This is a genomic window from Mycolicibacterium sp. HS_4_1, from assembly GCF_054515875.1.
Genome location: NZ_CM137261.1, coordinates 4,018,488 through 4,040,269 on the forward strand (window position 1 = coordinate 4,018,488; position 21,782 = coordinate 4,040,269).

General features: G+C 62.9%; 23 protein-coding genes. 14 read left to right on the forward strand and 9 right to left on the reverse strand.

The annotated features are described in order from the left end of the window. The first annotated feature begins 124 nt into the window (after positions 1–124). The 5 genes from ACX12F_RS19395 to ACX12F_RS19415 are packed head-to-tail and all read left to right on the forward strand — an operon-like array spanning position 125 to position 4,381. Positions 125–616, forward strand: coding sequence for a nuclear transport factor 2 family protein (locus tag ACX12F_RS19395; RefSeq protein WP_459366110.1), 492 nt, complete (start codon positions 125–127; stop codon positions 614–616). After that, positions 613–1,476 (forward strand): SDR family oxidoreductase, encoded by an 864-nt coding sequence (locus ACX12F_RS19400; RefSeq protein ID WP_459366111.1) that lies wholly within the window; start codon positions 613–615, stop codon positions 1,474–1,476. The genes ACX12F_RS19395 and ACX12F_RS19400 overlap by 4 nt, the downstream gene beginning before the upstream one ends. A gap of 1 nt (position 1,477) precedes the next feature. Further along, complete coding sequence (locus ACX12F_RS19405; protein WP_459366112.1) at positions 1,478–2,515, forward strand: alpha/beta hydrolase; 1,038 nt, start codon at positions 1,478–1,480, stop codon at positions 2,513–2,515. Beyond that, entirely contained in the window at positions 2,502–3,578 is a 1,077-nt protein-coding gene (locus ACX12F_RS19410; RefSeq protein ID WP_459366113.1) for a hypothetical protein, read from the forward strand. Before ACX12F_RS19405 ends, ACX12F_RS19410 begins: the two co-directional genes overlap by 14 nt. Before the next feature lie 20 nt (positions 3,579–3,598). Beyond that, positions 3,599–4,381 carry an SDR family NAD(P)-dependent oxidoreductase gene (locus ACX12F_RS19415; protein ID WP_459366114.1) on the forward strand — a complete coding sequence of 261 codons (783 nt, stop codon included), beginning with the start codon at positions 3,599–3,601 and terminating at the stop codon, positions 4,379–4,381. A 113-nt stretch (positions 4,382–4,494) separates the two neighbouring features. On the opposite strand, the gene ACX12F_RS19420 is transcribed toward ACX12F_RS19415, so the two are convergent. Further along, positions 4,495–5,109 carry a TetR/AcrR family transcriptional regulator gene (locus tag ACX12F_RS19420; protein ID WP_459366115.1) on the reverse strand — a complete coding sequence of 205 codons (615 nt, stop codon included), beginning with the start codon at positions 5,107–5,109 and terminating at the stop codon, positions 4,495–4,497. 260 nt (positions 5,110–5,369) lie between these two features. Between ACX12F_RS19420 and ACX12F_RS19425 the strand changes: the two genes are divergently transcribed. Then, complete coding sequence (locus ACX12F_RS19425) at positions 5,370–6,302, forward strand: hypothetical protein (RefSeq protein ID WP_459366116.1); 933 nt, start codon at positions 5,370–5,372, stop codon at positions 6,300–6,302. A 184-nt stretch (positions 6,303–6,486) separates the two neighbouring features. On the opposite strand, the gene ACX12F_RS19430 is transcribed toward ACX12F_RS19425, so the two are convergent. After that, positions 6,487–7,635: a 3-ketosteroid-9-alpha-monooxygenase, oxygenase component gene (locus ACX12F_RS19430; protein ID WP_459366117.1), complete on the reverse strand. Its 1,149-nt coding sequence runs from the start codon at positions 7,633–7,635 to the stop codon at positions 6,487–6,489. A gap of 132 nt (positions 7,636–7,767) precedes the next feature. Between ACX12F_RS19430 and ACX12F_RS19435 the strand changes: the two genes are divergently transcribed. Then, positions 7,768–9,507, forward strand: a complete 1,740-nt coding sequence (locus ACX12F_RS19435) for a 3-ketosteroid-delta-1-dehydrogenase (protein ID WP_459366118.1) — start codon at positions 7,768–7,770, stop codon at positions 9,505–9,507. 12 nt (positions 9,508–9,519) lie between these two features. On the opposite strand, the gene ACX12F_RS19440 is transcribed toward ACX12F_RS19435, so the two are convergent. Continuing rightward, positions 9,520–10,188, reverse strand: a complete 669-nt coding sequence (locus ACX12F_RS19440) for a helix-turn-helix transcriptional regulator (protein WP_459366119.1) — start codon at positions 10,186–10,188, stop codon at positions 9,520–9,522. Between the two features lie 254 nt (positions 10,189–10,442). On the opposite strand from ACX12F_RS19440, the gene ACX12F_RS19445 reads away from it, so the two are divergent. Beyond that, on the forward strand, positions 10,443–11,069 hold the full coding sequence (locus tag ACX12F_RS19445) for a PaaI family thioesterase (protein ID WP_459366120.1): 627 nt from the start codon (positions 10,443–10,445) through the stop codon (positions 11,067–11,069). Between the two features lie 155 nt (positions 11,070–11,224). Here the strand turns inward: ACX12F_RS19445 and ACX12F_RS19450 are convergent, their stop codons facing one another. From ACX12F_RS19450 to ACX12F_RS19470, 5 genes are all read right to left on the reverse strand, one after another. Further along, positions 11,225–11,749, reverse strand: coding sequence for a hypothetical protein (locus ACX12F_RS19450; protein ID WP_459366121.1), 525 nt, complete (start codon positions 11,747–11,749; stop codon positions 11,225–11,227). A gap of 244 nt (positions 11,750–11,993) precedes the next feature. Next, positions 11,994–12,278: a hypothetical protein gene (locus ACX12F_RS19455; protein ID WP_459366122.1), complete on the reverse strand. Its 285-nt coding sequence runs from the start codon at positions 12,276–12,278 to the stop codon at positions 11,994–11,996. A 34-nt stretch (positions 12,279–12,312) separates the two neighbouring features. Next, on the reverse strand, positions 12,313–12,786 hold the full coding sequence (locus ACX12F_RS19460) for a hypothetical protein (RefSeq protein ID WP_459366123.1): 474 nt from the start codon (positions 12,784–12,786) through the stop codon (positions 12,313–12,315). A 34-nt stretch (positions 12,787–12,820) separates the two neighbouring features. Next, positions 12,821–13,399 carry a hypothetical protein gene (locus ACX12F_RS19465; protein ID WP_459366124.1) on the reverse strand — a complete coding sequence of 193 codons (579 nt, stop codon included), beginning with the start codon at positions 13,397–13,399 and terminating at the stop codon, positions 12,821–12,823. A 297-nt stretch (positions 13,400–13,696) separates the two neighbouring features. After that, the gene (locus ACX12F_RS19470) at positions 13,697–14,368 is read right to left on the reverse strand and encodes a Crp/Fnr family transcriptional regulator (RefSeq protein ID WP_459366125.1); all 672 of its coding nucleotides are present in this window, start codon (positions 14,366–14,368) and stop codon (positions 13,697–13,699) included. Between the two features lie 358 nt (positions 14,369–14,726). Here ACX12F_RS19470 and ACX12F_RS19475 point away from each other — a divergent pair, with 358 nt between their 5' ends. The 4 genes from ACX12F_RS19475 (at position 14,727) to ACX12F_RS19490 (ending at position 18,509) form a co-directional block, all read left to right on the forward strand. Further along, the gene (locus ACX12F_RS19475; protein WP_138231645.1) at positions 14,727–15,353 is read left to right on the forward strand and encodes an MspA family porin; all 627 of its coding nucleotides are present in this window, start codon (positions 14,727–14,729) and stop codon (positions 15,351–15,353) included. 2 nt (positions 15,354–15,355) lie between these two features. After that, positions 15,356–16,591 (forward strand): hypothetical protein, encoded by a 1,236-nt coding sequence (locus ACX12F_RS19480; protein ID WP_459366126.1) that lies wholly within the window; start codon positions 15,356–15,358, stop codon positions 16,589–16,591. Positions 16,592–16,809: 218 nt separating this feature from the next. Continuing rightward, positions 16,810–17,943, forward strand: coding sequence for a matrixin family metalloprotease (locus ACX12F_RS19485; protein WP_459366127.1), 1,134 nt, complete (start codon positions 16,810–16,812; stop codon positions 17,941–17,943). A 62-nt stretch (positions 17,944–18,005) separates the two neighbouring features. Next, entirely contained in the window at positions 18,006–18,509 is a 504-nt protein-coding gene (locus ACX12F_RS19490) for a hypothetical protein (protein WP_459366128.1), read from the forward strand. Between the two features lie 327 nt (positions 18,510–18,836). Here ACX12F_RS19490 and ACX12F_RS19495 read toward each other — a convergent pair whose 3' ends face one another. After that, entirely contained in the window at positions 18,837–19,445 is a 609-nt protein-coding gene (locus ACX12F_RS19495; RefSeq protein WP_459366129.1) for a TetR/AcrR family transcriptional regulator, read from the reverse strand. A gap of 44 nt (positions 19,446–19,489) precedes the next feature. On the opposite strand from ACX12F_RS19495, the gene ACX12F_RS19500 reads away from it, so the two are divergent. Next, the gene (locus tag ACX12F_RS19500; RefSeq protein ID WP_459366130.1) at positions 19,490–20,647 is read left to right on the forward strand and encodes a phosphotransferase family protein; all 1,158 of its coding nucleotides are present in this window, start codon (positions 19,490–19,492) and stop codon (positions 20,645–20,647) included. Then, positions 20,648–21,763: an Rv3169 family protein gene (locus tag ACX12F_RS19505; RefSeq protein ID WP_459366131.1), complete on the forward strand. Its 1,116-nt coding sequence runs from the start codon at positions 20,648–20,650 to the stop codon at positions 21,761–21,763. It abuts the gene before it with no gap. Positions 21,764–21,782 lie beyond the last annotated feature (19 nt).

The following is a 21,782-nucleotide window of genomic DNA, read 5'->3' on the forward strand; positions in this document are numbered from 1 at the left end:
AAGACAACGGAGAAACGACTGAACATTGCTCGTCGGCACTGATCGTACTTCGGGCAGAGCCATTATTCCGGTGACCGGTCACGGGCGCTGTGACGAACAACTCCGACGAGTTGACTTGACCGCTATGAGCATCCTGATCAGCCTGCCTGAGGCCCAAGAATTCATCGCCGAATTTTGGTTTCACTACGACCAGGGAAACTTCGCCGAGGTGGCCGCGCGTTTCGGCGACGAGATGGAGTACCTGAGTCGTTCGGATTCGGGTAACTGCCCGTTCGAACATCTGTTGGCAGCTGAATTACACGGTGGCGCAGAGACTATGGCCTGGATGACCGCGCATCGCAATGAGAACCCCTACCCGTGCCGGCACCACGCGACCAACATTTTCCGGACCGGCACCGAGGGTGAGGTCACCATGGTGCGGTTCTACCTGTACGTCAACCAGATCACCAATAACGTCCCGTTCGCGGTATCCAGCGGTGTCGTCGATGCCGGCATCCGGCGCGAAGGTGCTGGCTTGGTGTTCGCATCCATGAAGGTGGTGCTCGACGCAGAGGACTCGGTCCCGTTCGCCGAGCACGCGGCTGAGGTCGCTGCCAGCAGCGGGCAATCGGCATGACTGCCAGCTCAACCTTCGGAGGTGGAGTTGCCGTCATCACCGGCGCCGGCGCCGGCATCGGCGCCGGCCTGGCGCGTCACGCCAGTCAGTTGGGTATGACGGTGGTGTTGGCTGACATCGACATCGCCGCCATTGCAGCCTTGCGTGACGAGATCTGCGCCGCGGGGGGAACTGCCGTCGACGCAGTCTGCGACGTTCGTGATGCCGCGGCAGTAAAGCGGCTGGCCGACAGGGTCTTTGACGAATTCGGTGCCGTACGGCTGCTGGTCAACAACGCAGGAGTGGAGCAATTCGGCTATCTGTGGGACACGCCGCTGGCGAACTGGCACCGGATCGTCGACGTCAACATCAACGGCGTCTTCCACGGCATTCGTGCGTTTCTTCCGCGAATGATGTCTAGCGACGCGCCCGCGTGGGTGTGGAATCTGTCATCGATCGGCGGGGTTGCAGTGGTTCCCCTGCAGGCGCCATACATCATGAGCAAGCATGCCGTGCTGGCGCTGACCGAATGCCTGAGCTTGGAGGTACAGGCGGCAGGACATGCTCATCACATCCACGTCCAGGCCGTCCTGCCTGGAGCCGTTGTCTCGAACATCTTCGAATCCGCAGGCGGGGTGGACACCGGAAATACGGACGCTGCCGAAGGGCAACGCGCAGCGATGCTCGATATCAAAGCAGCCGCAATGGCCCCCCTCGCCGCTGCACAGGTGATCTTTGACCAAGCGGCCGAGGGCCGCTTCTATCTCATCACCCAACCGGACTACGTCGGCGCGGCGATGTCCGAACGTGCCCGAGTACTGACCAGCCAGCAGGCGCCTCAACTGCGCGAACATCGCCGGTTCGATCCCACCCACAACTGAGATGCCCACACCACAACTCGATCACGATGCTGCGGCCAGGGTCGCATCATTCGGAGACATCGCACCGATGCGCACCCGCGGCCTGCCGGCCGTCCGCGCCGGTATCGAATCCGCACCACTGCCTGACATGCCGGCCATGGCCAGCACAGAGAACCTCACGGCACCGGGCCCTGCCGGCTCCCTTTCGGTCCGCCTGTACCGGCCCAGCACCGAGGAACGTCTGCCCGTCCTGGTCTACTTCCACGGCGGCGGACTCGTCATGGGCTCCAACCACTCGTTCGAGCCGTTGGCGCGAGAACTGGCCTACGCCAGCGGAGCCGCCGTCGCAGCCGTCGAGTACCGCCTGGCGCCGGAGTCACCACCACCCGCTCAGTTCGACGACGCCTATGCCGCGACGGAATGGATCGCGGCCAACGCCAACGATCTCGATCTGGACGCCGAAAGGTTGGGGGTGGCCGGCGACAGTGCGGGCGGATCCCTGGCCGCCGCAGTGGCTTTGGCGGCGCGGGACCATGCCGGGCCGCAGATATCCGTGCAGGTCCTCCTCTACCCTGGCCTGGATCGCGACATGGGCGCACCATCGATCACCGCGATGCCCGACGCACCGTTGCTGCGCCACGACGACATCGCCTACATGCACGAGCTGGTGGACCGCAGTGGCGATTGGCCGCATTCGCACTATCAGGTGCCGGCCTATGCAACCGACCTGAGCGACCTGCCGCAGGCAATAGTGGTCACCGGCGAATGCGACCCCATCCGAGACTGGGGCGAGCGCTACGCCGATCGACTACGCCAGGCCGGAGTGCAGACCACCCACACCCGGTATCCCGGGATGTACCACGGGTTCTTGATGCGATCGGATGCGACCGCACGCGGCCGGCTCGCCATGGCTGAGGTCGGCGCACTGGTGCGCGCAAAGTTCGCTCACCCGTGCGTCACCGGCCGATCCACCAACGGGCCCCTCATTCAAAGCGCTTCTGTCCCAACGTCGACAGTCGACACACTCACCACCGAAGGAGAACACCATGCTGACCGATGAGCGTCGACGCGAGCTGTCCGACGTCCTACGTCCCGCCGCTCCCCCGCGCGAAATCACCGATGTCTACACCCCCGACCAGCGGCGGCGACTGCTCGACGTTGTTCACGACCAGGGTCCGTGGAAGCTGATCATCGCGCAGCACTTCGCTTCCGCGGACGAATTGATAGCGACCATGAGCGGGGCGTTCCCGGAAGGTTTCACCCCCTCATTGGACCTGTTTCTCACTCCGACGTTCCGGGGCTATCTCGCCAACTACGGTGCCGTCCTGTACCCGGAACTGCACGACTGCTTCTACAACAGCGCCTTCATCGAACAGGCCAAGAGCTACTGGAACGCTGAATACGCCAAACCGCAGATGATGTTGTTCAACATCAATGGGCCGTGCGCCAACCGCGACCCCGGCCATCTGGACTCCCCGAGTTTCCGTGGCGTGCGCTACGAGAACGCACCCACCTGGCTGTGCAGCGTGATGGGCAAATCAGGGCTGTTCACCGACTACCTCATCAAAATGGCGCAGGTCATCACCTGGTTCTCCCTCGACACGCAATCGGGATTCACGTATTGGCCCGACGGACCGCTCAAGGCGCCCGGACGGGTACTGCCGCCGATCAACAACCGGGGTGTGGTTGTTCAGAACGAAATGATGATGCACCGTGGAGAGGCCAACGGACCGCTGGCGCAACAGGTTCCCGCCGGGCTCTCCTTCGACACAGTGTTCACCGGAGACCCCGCCGACCGTGATCAATGGCTGCTGAAGAACGGTGAGGATGTCATCGGTCGTCATCACACCGACGAGCTGAGGTTCCTGGTGCACTGGTCCGCCGAAGTGTTCTCGGACTACGACGAACTCAAGAAGAACATGGACGGCTCCGACGACATCACGATCGAACGCGCGATCGGCATGATGGTCGATGATCTCAAGGGCAAGGGCATCAAAATCGATGTCCCCAGCGAACCCCTCCACGACGCCGCATTCATCGGCGCACTCAACGCAGCCTACGACTTGGGCGCCCCGACGACCTACCCGGAAGAAGCGCCGGTCAGCGCGTTCCAACTCGCATAGACCGCGAAAGGCACTGCAAAATGAATCGTTTCACTGACCGTCGCGTCATCGTGACAGGCGCGGGATCAGGTATTGGCGCGGCCACGACCGCGCGGCTACTCGATGAGGGTGCCACCGTGGTGGCCTACGACATCTCTGCCGGCGGACTGGCTGCCACGGCTGCCGCCGCTGAAAATGCCGGCACGGCAAAGCGCCTGACAACCACAACAGTCGACATCTCGGACGAGGACACCGTCATCGCCGCCGTCGACAGTGCGGTGGCCGAGTTGGGTGGGCTCGACGTATTGGTCAACGTCGCAGCAATACAGACCTGCTCGCACACCCACGAGACCACGCTGGCGGACTGGAACCGCACGCTCGCAGTCAATCTCACCGGCACCTTTCTGATGACGCGTCAGGCCCTACCGTCACTACTGGAATCGGGCAGAGGCGTGGTGGTGAATTTCACCTCCACCGCGGCGACGTTCGCCCACCCCCATATGGCTGCTTACGCCGCCAGTAAGGGCGCGGTCCTCAGCTTCACCCACTCGCTCGCTCTGGAGTACTCGAAACAGGGCCTGCGCGCGGTGAACATCCAGCCAGGCGGTGTCTCCACGGCATTGGCCAACAGCACACTCGAGAAGATGCCCGAAGGCTACGACTTGGGACTGTGGACCAAACAGACACCGCTGTTGCACGGCCGCGACAACGCTGTCCTCGGCGATCCGAGTGCGGTTGCTTCGGTGATCGCCATGGTCGCGTCCGACGACGGCGCATTCATCACCGGCACCGAAATCCGCGTCGACGGAGGCGCGCACGCGTAGTCGCCCTGACTAACCCTCAGGCACACCGTCTTCGACAAGTAGTTGCACGCCGGGTCTGCACAGGATTCTGTGCAGACCCGGCGTGCTGCGTCTGTGCCAACCGAACGAGTCGGTCAAGATATCGGGTCAGCTCCCGGCAAGGCCCCTACCACCATGCTCATTCCGGTCCGCAACACCGAATGCAGGCTACCGAAGTCACCATGGGCCACCCATTGCAGGTATGCGTGGCGGCACGCCTGAATGATCAACTGCGCCGGTAACTCTCGCGTCAACGGATCATCAGCCAGCCCGACCCGAGTATCGAGAAACTCGGTGATCGGCCCCACCAGTTCTTGCCCCCAGTCCAGCCAGCGCAACCGATACTGAGGTGCACTGACCACCAGCGCCATGAACGTGCGGTCGAACTCGACTTGTCCGCGTCTGGGCACCTCGGTGCTGAATGCCTCCACGAGGATGTCCACGACATCGCCGTCTGGTGGAGCGCCGGCCAAAACCTCGACGCTGAGCGTGCCGAACTGACGGAACAGCGGCATCACGACGTCTTCTTTGACCGGAAAATGCCGATGAAAAGTCCTCGGCGCGATACCGACGGCCCGGCAGATGCGCTCCACCGTTGCAGACGTCGACCCATCCGCGAGGAAGATGTCACGCGCGGCAATGGCGATATCCAATCGGAGCTCTTCGGCACGTCGCTCCGTCAGCGTCGCCGGCCTGCGCTCAGCTCGCATGAATCCTCATCCCCTCTCTGAACAGCCAGTTCATCGCATTCGCTATCCACCGGGTCAGCCCACAGCCAACGTCATTGCCATCCCGGTGACAGGGAATCCGGTAGTGACGTACCTCTCCCAAACATTACCGTTAAACGTGTCAGATTCTGCCATTCCTGCTGAATCTGACAGCGGGATACCGCCGCGTCACCAGCCGCGAAACAGTTGGCTCGTCCCGCGCCTATTGATGCTCACGCAGCACAGCCCACTGAGGAGGAACCATGACCGCCGAACCCGAGGAAACCACCACGGAGACCGAGGAATTGAACTATGACGACTACACCCACGACTTCATGGGCAAGGTCGGCAACATCCAGGACTTCTCTCGCGACTTCCTGCTCGGTCTGGCACGCGTTTTTGAGGATGTTCTGAACTTCATGCCGTATGCGCATGTGAAGATCTATTCGGAAAAGGTTGGTATCAATGCCGCGATGGACGTGACCGCCGAGGTCTCGCGGGCTGGGATGCGCCAGGTCATGCCCATGGGACGTTTCATCGCTCCTCCCGGTTGGGATTGGAAAGAAGCGCAATACCAAGTGATTCCGTTCGACGTCCAGACCGAAGACCTCACGAAGCCGGCTCTGATCCGCCTGATCAAGACCTACTGGGATCAGTACCTCAAGGGGCACAACTACCTCATCGACCAATGGACGAAGATCATTCCCGAGGAAGAGGTATGGCTCGGGCTGCCCGACATGTACCAGCTCATCATCGACTACCAGTACCCAAAACTGGCAAAGGTCCTCAAGATCGAGCCAGTGCATGTGGTCGACTTCCTGAAACTGGCGGTGTTGAGCATCGATGGCACCCTGGGCTACGGCGGCGAATACATCGTCTACAACCCGGATCACGTCGTGCTCAACATGCGCCGCTGTGAAGTGCTGCAGAAGTACACCGACGAGGGCCTCTACCCCCCGGCGCGCGCATGGATGAACTGCACGTTCGAGCAACGTATCTCGGCACCGTTCTTTCCCGGCTGCAAGCTGGCGATCAACTTGCCACCCAAGGACTTCAAATTCGCCCAGGGTGAACCGTTCTGCGTGTGGACGTACACCCGAGGCGAAGAGAACCACTCGGCTGCGGCGGCTGCGCCAGATCCACGGGTTACCGCGATGGAACGGATCCCGCTCATGGACGTGACAGTGTCCAAATAGGAAGTCCAAATAGGAACCGTTGGGCTGCGCCGTGACTTACGGCGCAGCCCAATTCCTCCATAGTCGGAGTCGGTGCCGTCGACGACCGGCAGTGTTCCTGCGCGCACGGCAGCTCCGCACCGCCGGCAGTTCACCGGCACCATCGGAGTCTCGTCGACGCGGTTGCCGTACCGGACCGCCGTCGTCACTTCATCGAATCGGCCGTCGCGGCCCGCGCAGCCACATTGGCCTCGACCTCTTTCATCCACGCTTCCCGGGGCCGAGCCGTGTCCAGCTCGAACTCGAACCGGTCGACCATGTCCGGCGTGACATCGGCGGCATCGACATAGAACTGTTCGTACCAGCGCCGCAGCTGGTACACCGGGCCGTCTTCTTCAACCAGCAGTGGATTGTCGATGCGGGTCTTGCTGCGCCAGATTTCGACGTCCTGCTCAAACCCCATCTTGACGAAATCGCCCAGGGCAACAGCAGTCTGGACGGCGAGTTCGTCCGGCAGCGACGGATTCTTCTCCACAACGATGCCGTACTGCAGCGCAAAGGAATTCTCGTCGATCGGATAGTGGCAGTTGATCAACACCGTGCGCTGATCGAAGTCTTCGTAGTGGTAGGTGAGGTCATCGACCATGAATGACGGTCCGTGATAGGCAGCCAGGGAGGTCGTCCCGAGAATCTTCACGCCCCCGTCAGGGTCGCCAAGATCGGGCCGTCCAGCGCTTCTCATGTATTGGGTCGCGACGTGACCTTCAAAAATGTTCTTGAAGTGCGTGGGCATCGAGCCGTGGATGTAGAAGAAATGCGCCATGTCGACCACGTTGTCGATGATCTCGCGGCAGTTGGTATGCACCACCGTGGTGTACCAGTGCCAGTCGGTCCAACTGTCGCTGGTGGCGCCCTCGATGCGGGGGATGGTCACATCCTGTGGCGGCTCGTTGTGCTCCGGGTCATTCCAGACGAACAGCATGCCGTCCTGCTGCAACGTGGGCCAAGCTGCGGTTCGGGCCAGCCGCGGTGTGCGCTTGGCGTAGGGAACCAGCTTGCACCGACCGTCCCCGCCCCAGCGCCAATCGTGGAACGGGCACGCGATCTCATTGCCCTTCACGCTGCCCTGCGACAGATCGCCACCCATGTGCCGGCAGTATCCGTCCAACACATTGATGGCGCCGTCCTGGCCACTGAACACCACCAGCTTCTGCCCAAAGGCGTTGATCTGGTGCGGTTCTCCGTCGGCGAAATCACGGATGAGTCCCAGGCAGTGCCAGCCTCTGGCAAACCTGGTCGGCACCGAGCCAGCTTCGATCAACCGGACATCGTCGGTTTCAGGTTGGGCTGTCATCTTTCGGTCCGTCCTTCAATTGGTGAAATCGCCATCGTGACAACATCATTGAACTGTGCCAGCCGCACGCAGCGAGATCGTCCTTCCCGCTGACAGGAATTTCCCGGCGAGAAATGTGTCCCTGTAGTTTTAATGTCGTTGACCGTGACCGACTCGACGCACACGACAATCCCCGCTGGTCTGACCATCGCGGACACCGAGGTCGACCTTCTTGTTGTGGGGTCCGGCACCGGCCTCGGCGCCGCTCTCGCCGCGCATGAGCAGGGCTTGTCGGTACTCGTGATCGAAAAGTCGTCATACGTAGGCGGTTCAACGGCCCGCTCCGGCGGTGCCCTGTGGTTGCCCGCGAGCCCCGTCATCGAAGAGTGCGGCGGCGTCGACACAGCACATCGGGCGAGCACCTACCTCGATGCGGTGGTTGGTGAGTCAGCCCCACAGGACCGTTCGACCGCCTATCTAAGCCAACTGCCGGCGACGGTCGACATGCTGCGCCGGACCACTCCGATGAAGCTGTTCTGGGCCAAGGAGTACTCCGACTACCACCCCGAGGCACCGGGAGGTTCAGCCGCCGGCCGCACGTGCGAATGCCGCCCGCTGAACACCGCGCTTCTGGGTGAGTACCTGGCGGACCTGCGGCCTGGGGTGATGGAAGTCAGCATTCCGATGCCGACAACCGGGGCGGACTACCGCTGGTTGAACCTGATGAGCAGGATTCCACGCAAAGGGCTACCCACCGTCATCAAGCGACTCGCTCAGGGACTCGGCGGACTCGCGTTGGGTCGCCGCTACGCCGCGGGCGGGCAGGCCTTGGCCGCGGCCCTGTTCACAGGAGCAATTCGCGCCGGCATTCCCATCTGGCTGGACACCTCGCTGACCGGTCTCGTCACCGATGACGCCGGCCGGGTGGTCGGCGCGACAGTCGCGCATGCAGATGCCGCGTTCACGATCACCGCGCGGCACGGCGTCGTGCTTGCTGCGGGCGGATTTGACCATGACATGGACATGCGGTGGAAGTTCCAGTCCGAATCCCTTGGCCACAATCTCAGTCTGGGTGCACGGTCCAACACCGGCGACGCCATCCGGATAGGCCAGGAGGTCGGCGCCGGCATCGCCTTGATGGATCAATCGTGGTGGTTTCCCGCTGTGGCTCCGCTACCTGGAGCGACTCCCGCGGTGATGCTGGCTGAACGCTCTCTGCCCGGATCATTCATCGTCGATCAGACCGGTCGCCGTTTCGCCAATGAATCGGCGGACTACATGAGCTTCGGTCAGCGGGTGCTGGAGCTGGAGGCTGCGGGCACCCCGGTTGAGTCGATGTGGATCGTGTTCGACCAGCAGTACCGCAACAGTTACGTCTTCGCCGCGGAGCTGTTTCCCCGGATGCCAATCCCCCAGCGCTGGTATGACGCCGGAATCGCCTTTCGTGCAGAGAATCTCACCGATCTCGCCAGCCAAATCAACGTTCCGGCCGGCAACTTCCGTACGGCGGTGGACCGGTTCAACGAGAACGCGTTCGCGGGCGAGGACCCCGATTTCGGTCGCGGCCGCAGTGCCTACGACCGCTACTACGGCGACCCGACGATCACGCCGAGCCCCAATCTGCGTCCACTGATCAACGGTCCGTTCTATGCCGTGAAAATGGTGCTCAGCGATCTCGGCACCTGCGGCGGCCTGCTCGCCGACAGCCACGCGCGGGTGCTACGTGAGGACGGCACCGTTATCGATGGCCTGTACGCAATCGGGAACACCGCCGCCAACGCGTTCGGCCGCACGTATCCGGGTGCCGGCGCGACCATCGCACAAGGCCTGGTTTTCGGCCATATCGCCGCTCAGCACGCCGCGCAGAGGAGACTCGCGGCACCGAAGCGGTGAAGTGCCCGTACCTCAGTCGCCTGCGTCTTCGGCGGCCGCCCTGCGTTCGATCTCGTACCAAAAGCTGAGATCGGGCCACGCGATTGCGGCGCCCTTGCTCGTGTTCGGCAGGGTCGCCTCCGCCTCCTCCAGATCCTTGATCAGGTTCAGGGCAAGCTCCCGCTCCGACGTGTAGTAACGGTCCGCCCAAATCAAGGCAAGTTTGGCGTACCCCCACGAGGGATCAGCGCCGGCCCACTTTGCTTCCGCGGCGGCTTCGCGCTGCAACTGGTCGATCTGCGCCACGTGTTCGTGCAGAAGCTGTTTGAGCGCGGCCGGATCGCTGAGGTGCCCCAACATCACGCGCAGGATCGCTGGATGTTTCAAGGTTGGCGGCTCAATCGGCGCTTCCTTGGCCCACCGGGAAACCGCATCCAACCCTTGGTCGGTGATTTTGTAGAGTCGCCGGTAACGAGCGCCTTTGCCCTCGACTCGCGAACTCAGCAACCCGAGCTTTTCGAGCTTCTTCAGCTCTGCATAAATCTGGCTGTAGGCGGGGCTTCCGAAAAAGAAGCGCATGCTCCAGTGAATCCACTTACGGATGTCATACCCCGACAGTTCCCGCTCGTACGACAGCATGCCCAGCAAGGCCCAATTGATCGCGGGCAGCGAAGGTATGTCTGACGTCTCGGGTTCTCCCACACCCTTAGGTTAACAATCGGTCCTGCCCAGACGCCGCACCTCGACCGCTAACCGGGATTTTGCCTTGCCGACGAATCCAGGCCGACCGACAGTGGTTCCGAGGCCAGAAGCGGACGAAGGAGAGCCATGGGACTCGGCGCAGCCCTGCTGCCAGGCACGAACCGGCCACGACGATTTCAGCAGCTGGACGGTGACCTCGGCCATGCCTGCACTGGCATCCATGCTGCGCAGCCGGAACCGGCGAGCTAGCCCGGATGGCCGAGACTATTGGAACCCACGTCCCCGAGGCGCTCTACAAGTCGCTCACGGACTCGGTCCGTCGACTGGTCGATTTCACTATTCGCAGCCAATGTGATGCCGCGACCATCGAATCGGCCCGTGCCAAAATCGACGCTGCCGCAGCTGAACTCGGCCGCGCGCTAATTCCGGGGTCATTCGGCGTCCAGCAGGAGATCAGTGGAGCAACACTCGCTTGGGGCAACGCGGTTATCGGATTGCGGAACGCCCTCGCTCCCCCGTTGGACGTTCATCATGACGACGACGGAACGGTCTGGGCCGAAACCACTTTGGGCGCAGCGTACGAAGGACCCAGTGGCCAGGTCCATGGGGGTGTCTGTGCCTTGTTACTCGACCACGTCTTGGGTGCTACCGCGCATAAACCCGGCCAGCCTGCAGTCACCGGCACGCTGACGATCCGCTACGAGAAGGGTACGGCACTGGGACCTGTGCGGATCGCAGCTCACGTCGACCGCGTGGAGGGAGCGAAAACCTTTGCGGTGGGGCATATCGCGACGCCGGGCGGTACGACGGTCCGTGCAGAAGGAGTCTTCATCCACCCCCGTAGGTCCACGCCAGCCGCGACTACATGGGCGTCAAGGTGAACGGCAGCCAGTAAGTACCGGCCCCGTCCCCGGGGCAGCCCGGTCCAGCCACGGTGAACGTCCGCTGTCACCACCGACCGCAGCAAGACGCCAAACTCAGCCATGGCTGTCACCATCGCCCTGCATCACTATCAGGCTCACGTGTCACAGAACTGCTAGCACCGCAGTCGCCACCGGTCGACCGTGTTGCGCAATGTGTAGGTGTGCCAGCTATCTCCGTGCAGCAGCAGGGTGACCTCGCTAGGGCCCGACGTTGGGTAGCTGACGCCGGAGTCGTCGAAACAGATGGCGTCGATGTCGTTGCCCACGAACACGCTCACGCCAATGACAGCCGATGGGCCGACCAGCAATTGACGGTCGGGGTTACGGCGCTCGCCGATGGCCAACAGTCCGCTGGCGATGTTGAGGTGGCCATCAAATGCTCGGATACCGAGTCCGCCGGTGTCCGAACCAGAGAGCACGCGAACCCGAATCTTCCGGCCGACGACGTCACACTCGTGGGCACTCATCGTCCGCACCCACAGTGCCCGCTGCACCGTCGCGGGCTCGGGATCGATATCGGGGTGTACGTAGGTACCTGTAATCCCCTTTGCCCCAGCATCTTCGATGACAACCATGTAGCCATCAGGTGCGATCAAGACGTCGCACAGCAGCTTGTTCGTTGCCGTCCGCACGGCCATGTCTCCACTTTCCGCCTTATGCCGGCCGATGGTCAATGCCGCTCAATCCACCCATGGATCGTCGGCGTAGTACTGCCCAGGATCCTGAAGACTTCGCCGGTCACCTGTTTTTCCTGCCGGTTTACCGGCGGCATCCGTGATTGTCGCCCAGAACAGCATTGGTATTGATGCGAAACACCGCAGAACCCGCGGCACGTCACGAAACACTTTGTCCCCCTATTCCACTCAGATGAAGTCGGTAGCATCACGCAGCTCTTGACGACAGCGGCTTTCGCCAATCGCGAATCTGCAAGCAGACGCGTTCGTGTCGTGAACCGGACCATTGCGCCGTGAGGCCACTGTTTCTGGCTGCGGCCACGATCTGTTCACCCAAGAGAACTTCGGTGCGCTCAAAGCCTTCCCGCGCGGCGGTTTCCTCACCGCGCGCGGCCGCGTCCACCAATTCTCTTGGCAATTGCGAGTGGTAGGTGACGAGCTGCTCCCGGATGAACTCCGCGAGGTCACCATGTTGTGTATTGGGATCGATCATCGCGCCGGCGGTTCCTCTCACGTCTGAAGACCAGTCACACATTGGTCGAAATCGATAGCGCGGCCGCAAATTCGAGAAGTCGGCCCATTTCGTCCTGACCGTCGTCTGCGGTCTTATCGAAGAGATAGCACTCAACGTAGTGCTGACTGTCCTCTGGAGTGGTTCGGGTTGTGCTGTTGACTGTCGGCGTATACAGCCGCAGGCGCACCGATACCAACTCGTGAGAACCGTCGGGCAGGACGTCGTAGTCGGTGTGCAAGGCCTGATCGCTGAGCCGCGAGAGCAGTACGGTCCGCACTGAGGACTGGAACATCGGGTGCGGCAACCGATCGTCGTGACCGGCGCATTCTGTGTCAGAGCCGTGCCACAAGATCAAACGCCGACCGTCGGTCGCCGCAACCTCTTGCCACGTCGGACGCTCCGTAAGCACGAATGAGTAGGCGGCGTCGAAGTTGATGAAAGGGCGCAAATTGTTCAGTGCCGCTTCGGGGTTGCGGATGCCGAGCATTACCGCATGCTCAAGATGCCTGTGCGATGCCCAATCAGCCATGTGCGGCGATCGCCCTTCCGAATTGAATCAGCCGTTCCATCTGTGCTCGTCCGCCGTCCGTGACAGACTTCGTGAATAGCAGTTCTTCACTGAAGGCCTCGGTCTTCGAAGGGGTCTTGGCGAGCGTGTAGTCGGCCGTCGTGGTCACCAGCCGCAGTTCGACACTGTGCAGGGACCGTCCGCCACTGTGATCGATGCGATACCCAACCTTGAGATTGCGGTCGGTCAACGCGGACAAGGGAATCGAGCGCAGCGTGGATGTCAGCAAGGGTGCGCCGGGCTCGGGATCGTCGTCGTCGGTGAGTTCGTCGTCACCCATCCACAGCAGCAATGTCCGGCCGTCGGTCACAGCGACTTCCTGGTACAACGATTCGCGTGAATCCTCGTGTTCGAGCGTGCGTTCCATGACGAATGCCTTGATCGCCGTCGGATCCATCACGCGGTACAACGCGTCCACCGCGATCCCAGGGTCTCGCAGGTACGCCTCCGCCGCTTGTGCCATGTCGGAGTATGGCGCCCAATCCTGATGAGTGTCCGGCCCGGCGGGTCGATCGGGTGATACTTCGGCCATGAGGTCAGCTCTCGCACGGTCCCACGGCCCGCAGCGCGGGCGTCACCTTTGCCGGCAAGAAACCACCCATGACCACATCCCCCTGTCCAAAAGACCGACCACACTCGTCACCGATGACGAGTCTGTGCAAGGTGTAGTCGGGAATCAGCGGCAGAACCGAACGGTGATCTGGCCCACAAAACGCGATAGGTCCGAAAGAACATCTGCGCGAAGGCGTCAATAGCGAAGGCACTCAGGCAATGGGATCCGCCTTCCCCGCAGGCAGGGGTCCTCCGTTTGGTGATTATCCGCGGGAGATCATCTCGCGCGCTTGGCCAGTGCCGCGGGATCGACAATGCTGATCGTCTTGCCTTGCACACGGATCCAGCCTCGATCGACGAACGAAGCAAGAGCCTTGTTGGCTGATTCGCGGGTTGAGCCGGCGAGCTGAGCAAGTTCGTTCTGGTTGAGCTGATGGTCGATGCGCAGTGTCCCGTTGTCCGATTCGCCGAATCGGTTCGCCAGGTCCAGTAGCAACGTGGCCAGGCGCCCGGGGACGTCGTTGAACGTCTGATCGCACAGCTTGTTGTTGGTTCGGCGCAGCCGCCGTGCCAGCACGCGAAGCATCTGTTCGGCAGCGTGGGGCTCCTGGTGTATCCAGGCCAGCAGTGCGGCACGGGTCATCGTCGCGGCGCGCACAGCGGTAATTGTGGTGACGGTGGATGTGCGCGGACCCGGGTCGAGCAGGGCGAGTTCACCGAAAACCTCGGAGGGTCCAAGGACGGCGATCAGGCTATCCGAGTGTCGCGTTGTGCAGGCGACTTTCACTCGGCCGGCGGTGATGATATACAGCCGGTCCCCGGCATCTCCTTCGCGAAACACGTTGTGCCGTTGGGGAAACGAAACCCACTCAAGTTGCGCGATCGCTGCGGCCAGAGCGTCTGGCCCCACGTCTTGGAACATGCCGGCTCGCGCCAAGATTTCATTCATCCCATACCCGCCGACCCAGAAATCGATCCGCCTGCCATCGACACCCCCAACGCCTCGGTCACCATTTCCCAGCTAGCAGTAGCACACCCCACCGTTCTTTAGCTGACGTAGGTGGTTTGCTCGCCATCCCCACCCAAGCTACCGGTTGACGTATCAGTCCGCATATGCCACAGTTCGCAACATCGGTGAAAGACCATGCAAGCCGGGGGGCTTAAAACTGGTCGTCACAGGGGGGGATTTGTGCATGCTCGGCCGTCAAGGGCCGTCGCGGCGTAATGCCGCGACGGCCATAGTGTTCGCTGTATCGGTAACCTCGTGCGTGTGGGCGGCCGGCACTGCGGCCGCCGACCCGCAACCGATGCCGGATCGGTGGACGCAGTTCGTCACCGATGACGGCTGGGTGGTGGACGTGAACACCACCAACGAGGTGATCAACCACATCGACAACCTGGCCGGGGCATCGAACTCCTGGCAGGCACGCGTGACGCTACGCTCCGAAGCCCGCATCACCGGTACCGGCGGCGCGGTGATTCAGGACGCCCAACTCGAATCCGGGTACTTCGTGGGGTGCCGCACCGACTCCTCTCCCGGAGTGGAGGTCGGTGCCGATATCGGCATCAACCCGTATCAGCAGATCAACGGCCAGGTGTACGGCGGCGGCTACGGGCAGGGCCAAGGCGGCGCCGGTGGCGGAGGCGGCGGCGGAGGTGGTTTCGCCGGCGCCTCGGCCGGCGCCACCCTCGGGGTACAAGAACACCTCGGCGGCTACATCCGGGTGCTCCTCAAACCCGGTGGACTGGCTCAAGTTCCGATGGACCGGATCAGCTTGCGCAGCATGCACGCGGTGTCCAACCTGCGGGATCAGAACATCGAAGCCGACGGCTGTGGTGGCCAGGTGAAAATCCAGTCCTACACCACCATCCGGGTGCGCACCGACAACGGCAACGACACCCAAACCCTCTACGGCGAACCCAAGGACCTGTGATCGTGGCAACCGCAATGCGTTCGGGACACCAGCGGCGGTCCGGTAGTCGTCGGGCAGCGGTCACCGTGGCGGTGTTGCTCACCATGACCAGCGTCGGTGGTGCCGTCAGCGTCGCCGGCACCGCCGGCGCGGACCCCGTGGCACCGGCACCGCCCCCCGTACCGGTGCCGGTGCCGCGGCCCATGCCCGAAGACCCCGCACGGGTGAATCCGATTGGCGGCGCCAGGGTTTCGTCCACCACTCCCCAAGGCGAAACCGCCGGTATGGAACGCCCCCTGGCCGCCCAGGTCGAACGCGGCGCGGCGACGGTGCCAATGTGGGCCAAAGACGGCATCTTCGCACCCACCGCCCACCCCAACCGGCAGATCGCGATCCACCTTCCCGGCGAGGTGACCCTTGGCCCGGCCGCCTGGCTACCCGGCGGCGGCGCCGTCTACGGCTCGGGCGACGTTGACTACCAGGTTATCCCGTACGCCGGCGGTGGGGTCGACATCACTGTCACCCGCAAGTCGGTGTTCTCCGCGTCCATGATCCCCTTTGGTGTGAAGATGCCCGCAGCCACGCATCTTCGGCAAGGTAACAACGTGGTGCTGGTGGAAACCGATGCCGCACCAGGCAATCCGGCCCGCGTCATCGGCACTTTCAGCATCCCTGCCGCCACCGACGCCAACCAAGCCCTGGTCGGGGTCACACCCACGCTCGGACCGGGCTTCCCACCCGGACAATCCAACCTCACCATCGATCTCGGCCCGACAAGCATTTTCGCGTTCCCCGTCACCATCACCCTTTCGTACCGAGCCTCCGACGCCGCAACCACGGGCGCGCCGGCCCCGAACTGGGCCGGTCTGCCGCCCGGAACACCCGCCGCCGCGGTCACTCCCCCAGTTCCCAGCGGGTACGTGACCGACCCGACCGGCGCGCACCGACCCGACGGCGTTGACCCCACCGTCTATGCGCAGCGCCACTCCGGGCACTGCCAAGGCGGCCCCGACACCTACACCAGCAGCGACGGACGTGCGGCGAACTTCGTGGCCGCCTGCCAAACCCAACAGCTTTGTCTCGCAAGCACTCCCACCCGGACGTCGGTGGACTCCTGCAACGACCGCCTACTCGCGCATATGTCCATCTCCTGCGTGACGGTGTTCGGCCAAACCGGCGACGACTACGACGCCTGCATCCGCTCCGCGTCCGACGAAGTCGACTGGGCCAAGGCCACCATGGCCGGCGGACCGGAATGACCGGATCACGCGCCCTAACGCAACAGCATTGGCCAGTTTCCAACTGGATGACCTGCTCGCCGGAAGGACGGCCAGACAGTGACTAACATTGTGACCGGGGCAAGCCACGACGGCGACGGGCCGGGAACGAGCTACTGCTGCCGGCAGTACCGAGCGCGCGGCCACTGATCTTGGGTCAGTGGCGGCGTTGGTCGGCGATCGGGGCGGTGTGCGCCGTCGTGGCCGCCGGCGTCACGGTCACGGTCACTTCGCCAAACTCGCTCGATACGATTCCGCAGGCTGCTGCCCAGCCAGCACCGACTGGTCCCACCGGCGGCGGCTCCGGTGGCGGTATGGGTGAACCGCCGTTCCCCATGCAGCCACCCGAAATGCCCAGCGGCCCAGGCGCTTACAACAGTGGCTCGTATCCTGCGCCGGACCAGTCCTGGGGAATCGATATCTACCAAACCGGAGCGCAAGCCCCGGGCGGCAATCAGGGCGGATACAACCAGGCCCCCAACTATCCGCAACAACTCCAACCCGCCAACGGGACCCAGCCCCCGGACTATGACGCCACGTTGCAAACCCCGCAGCCGGCGCCAACGGCCCCACAGCAAGCGCCGTCACAGCTAGTGCAGAGTGATAACCAGGCAGCGGGACAGCAGCCCGCCAACGGTCAAGCTCCACAACAGCAGCCCCCATCGCAGTCGAGCCCGAACCAACAATCGCAAGAACCCAGCCAGGGCAATCAAGGCAATACCCAGAGCAACCAGGACAGCAACCAGACTCACAATTCTCGGGATTCGAGTGAGTCGGACCAGGACAACGACAAGTATTGTCAGGGCAACGTGTCTACCGACGGTGCCGGAGACGTAACCATCAAGGACCCTGAGCCATTCCGACTACATGGAAGCGGGACGAACTCCGTAAAGGATAGGAAGCTGATCTACGAGGTGCACACAAAGTGGACTGATGACTTTCGAACGGCCATCAGCAACTGGAAATACATGGTCGGAGAATCGAAAGTCCAGTTCGTAGAGGTCGGCGAGAACAAAGGTGCAAATTTGACGGTCGTAGACCAGTGGCATCCCAGTGACAAAGGTTGGGTGGGGGGAAACAGCTCCTCTTTGGCGACTTGGGACCAGGCCTTTGATTGGCTCGGCTTCCAAGACTCCATCACGACCAACGCCAAGGCCTTGGATAGCATGACGTCGGTGCAGCGTGTTTCGGTATTCGCTCACGAAATCGGCCATGCCCTCGGACTCGACCACAGTTGCAGGGGCGCTCTGATGAACTACGGTCTGAACAAGCCGTTCGTGAGCATTGGGCCCGAACCGATGGACGTCAAGATGTTTAACCTCATCTGGCCGTAGGCTAAACCCAGAAGGACGCGATGACACGCAACAGACGAAAGCTTCCTTACATGGTCGCGAGCATGACCGTGCTCGCTGCCCTGGCGGCTGGCTGCGATACGGTACGTGAGACGGCAGCGGAAGTCACCGCTAAATGCACCCGCGAAGCGATGTACAAGCCGGAAATGCTAGACCGGAAGTCGTTTGTCAACATCGCCGACAACGTTTTCGTCGGTCATGTTGACAGAAAGACGGGCCAGCACGTCGAAGACAGGGAACTCTACTCACTGTTCGACGTTAAGGTTATTCAGAACCTCAAGGGGAACCTGGCCGGCACTGTAACAGTAAGCCAAATCGGCGGGTCTGTGTTCGGCAAGCAATGCCTGATGAACAGCGATCCCATTTTGTCGGAGAATGCTACCTATATATTCACGACGCAGTACTCGAAAGACCTCAACATCCATTTCATCCTCGCGGCACGATTGGGCGATATCCGCCTAAGCGATGCCGAGGCCGCCGCGCTCACCTCAGGTGGGCAAGAACCACCCATCGTTGCTGAGTTTCGCACCGCCATCGGCAAGGCGTGACGCGGATCGTCTAGGTCCGCAGCGCAACAGATCGATTCCCATTTGCCGCGGTTGATAGCGAGACGTCGGCGAATTGGCCAACATCGAGACAGCCTGAAATCCGAAGTAGGAAGGCCAGGTGGCAACGAGTCTCGATCGACGGCACATCACGATTGGCTACTTCGTCTCGCTCGGCACCCTCGTAGCGAGGGCACCGCCGCAGTGTTCGGGTGCGCCTCCGGTCTGGCCGCGATCGGACCACTCGCCCCGTTAAGATCGCCACAGCGCCTTCTCGGCTGGACTCCACTGCGCGGCCTGGGATTCGATACGAGACTTCCAGGCGAACCGTCAATCTCCGTTGATCACACCGTGCGTCACGATGGCCGCCGTCTCATCGACCCACAACTCGTCGAGTTCGCTCTCCGGATGCAGCAGCATCCGCAACATCGTTGCGCCACCGATGATTTCGATTAGCCGCTCGGGCTTGACGTCAGCCTGGACCTCGCCGCGCTCGATGCCGTGCTCCAGCCGGACCCGCACCACGTCGAACAGCCCGTGGAAGCGTGCGACGACCCGCGCGTTGAGCTCCTCGTCGGCGCTCATGTCCGCCATCAGCCCCGGAAGCGCGGCCCGGACGGCGGGGCTGGTGAACACGTCGCGCGCTGCCGCGATCATGGCGCGGATGTCGCCGACGATGTCCCCTTCCGGGGTGGCGAGCGCGGTCGGGGTCGTCGGGAACGCCGCTTCGTGCACCAACTCGGCCTTGCTCGACCAGCGGCGGTACAGCGCCGTCTTCGTGGTTCCCGCGCGTTCGGCGATCGCCGCCATCGTGAGGTTGGCGTAGCCCACCTCAGGCAGCAGTGCGGCGGCGGCAGCCAGCACCGCGGCATCGATCCGCGGATCACGAGGACGCCCTGCGCCAGAGGGCTTGTCAAGCGGTTGCAGGTCTGATTTCATAACGCTACGCATCGTATCGTAATTACCTCGGGAAGGAAGGTTCAGTGCCGAACCAACCGGCGGAAGGCTCCGTCACGGTCGAAACGAACGTCGATCATATTCAGCGCTCCAGCCGCGACGTGACAACAGTTCCGGACATCCTGTCACAGTGGCTGTCCACCGTGATGGAAGGCGGCATCAAACCTGACATCACGGTCGAGAGCGGTGTGGACTCCAACGGAATGTCCTCCGAGACAATCATTCTCACGGGCCGCTGGACCGAGGACGGCACGCCGGTGGAGCAGAAGTGGGTCGCTCGGGTCGCGCCGACCACCGAGGATGTGCCCGTCTTCTCGTCCTACCGTCTGGACCACCAGTTCGATGTCATGCGCCTGGCCGCCGAGCTCACCGACGTCCCGGTCCCCCGCGTCCGCTGGCTGGAGAACACCGGTGAGGTGCTCGGTTCCCCGTTCTTCCTGATGGACTGCGTCGACGGCGTGGTCCCGCCGGACGTGATGCCGTACACCTTCGGCGGCAACTGGTTCGCCGACGCCACCCCGCAGCAGCAGCGCACGCTGCAGGACAGCACCGTCGAGGCCATCGCCAAGCTGCACGCGATCCCCGACGCCGACAAGACCTTCGGTTTCCTCCAAGAGATCGACCCACCCGGCGACACCGCACTGCGCCGCCACTTCGGCTGGCTGAAGGACTGGTACCAGTTCGCGGCGTCGGGCCTCGGCCGGTCGCCGTTGGTCGAGCGTGCTCTCGTCTGGCTGGAGGAGAACTTCCCCGAGGACGTGGCGGCGTCGGAATCGGTTCTGGTGTGGGGTGATTCGCGCATCGGCAACGTGATGTACCAGGACTTCCGGCCGTCCGCGGTACTGGACTGGGAGATGGCGACGGTCGGCCCGCGCGAGTTCGACGTGTCGTGGATCATCTTCGCACACAAGGTGTTCCAGGAACTGTGCGGCCTGGCCGGGCTGCCCGGCCTGCCGGACGTGCTGCGCGAAGAGGACGTGCGCGCCACCTACGAGGGCCTCACCGGCGTCGAGGTCGGCGACCTGCACTGGTTTTACATCTACTCCGCCGCGGTCTGGTGTTGCGTGTTCATGCGCACCGGTGCGCGACGGGTGCACTTCGGCGAGATGGAACCGCCCGACGACATCGAGTCGCTCTTTTACCACAAGTCACTGCTGGAGAAGCTCCTGGAAGGAACCGCCTAAATGCTCGGCCCCATGGACGAATATCCGATCCACCAGGTCCCCCAGCCCATCGCCTGGCCGGGAACCAGCGACCGGAACTTCTACGACCGCTGTTACTTCAACGCCCACGACCGCACCGGCGACATCTTCGTCATTACCGGCATGGGCTACTACCCCAACCTCGGGGTCAAGGACGCCTACTTCCTGGTCCGCCGCGGTGATACCCAGACCGCCGTGCACCTGTCCGACGCCATCGACCAGGACCGGCTGAACCAGCACGTCGTGGGCTACCGCATCGAGGTCACCGAGCCGCTGCACAAGGTACGCATCGTGCTCGACGAGACCGAGGGCATCGCTGCCGACCTGACCTGGAACGGCCTGTTCGATGTCGTGCAGGAGCAGCCGCACCTCATGCGCCAGGGCAACCGAGTGACACTGAATGCTCAGCGCTTCGCCCAATTGGGTTCCTGGAGTGGCTCTCTCGCCATCGATGGCCAAGAGATCAAGGTCAGCCCCGACACGTGGATCGGCTCGAGGGACCGCTCTTGGGGTATCCGCCCGGTCGGTGAGGCCGAGCCCGCCGGCCGGCCGGCCGATCCGCCGTTCGAGGGCATGTGGTGGCTGTACGTGCCGCTCGCGTTCGAGGAGTTCTCGCTCGTGATGATCATCCAGGAGGCCCCCGACGGCTTCCGCTCGCTCAACGACTGCACCCGCGTCTGGAAGGACGGCCGGGTTGAGCAGCTGGGCTGGCCGCGCGTGAAGATCCACTACGTCTCCGGTACCCGCATCCCCACCGGGGCCACCATCGAGGCGACGGCGCTGGACGGCACGCCTGTCCGCTTCGATGTGGAATCCAAGCTGCCTGTGCCGATTCACGTGGGCGGCGGCTACGGCGGCGACTCCGACTGGCTGCATGGCACGTGGAAGGGCGGCAAGTTCACCGAACGGCTCACCTACGACATGACCGACCCCGGGATCATCGCCCGCTCCGGCTTCGGCGTCATCGACCATGTCGGCCGCGCGGTGTGCCATGAGGGCACAAAGCCACCGGCCGAAGGCTGGGGTCTGTTCGAGCACGGCGCGCTGGGCCGGCACGATCCGTCAGGCTTCCCGGACTGGCTGACCATGGCCCCCTAGCTTTGGAGTCCGCCTCGGC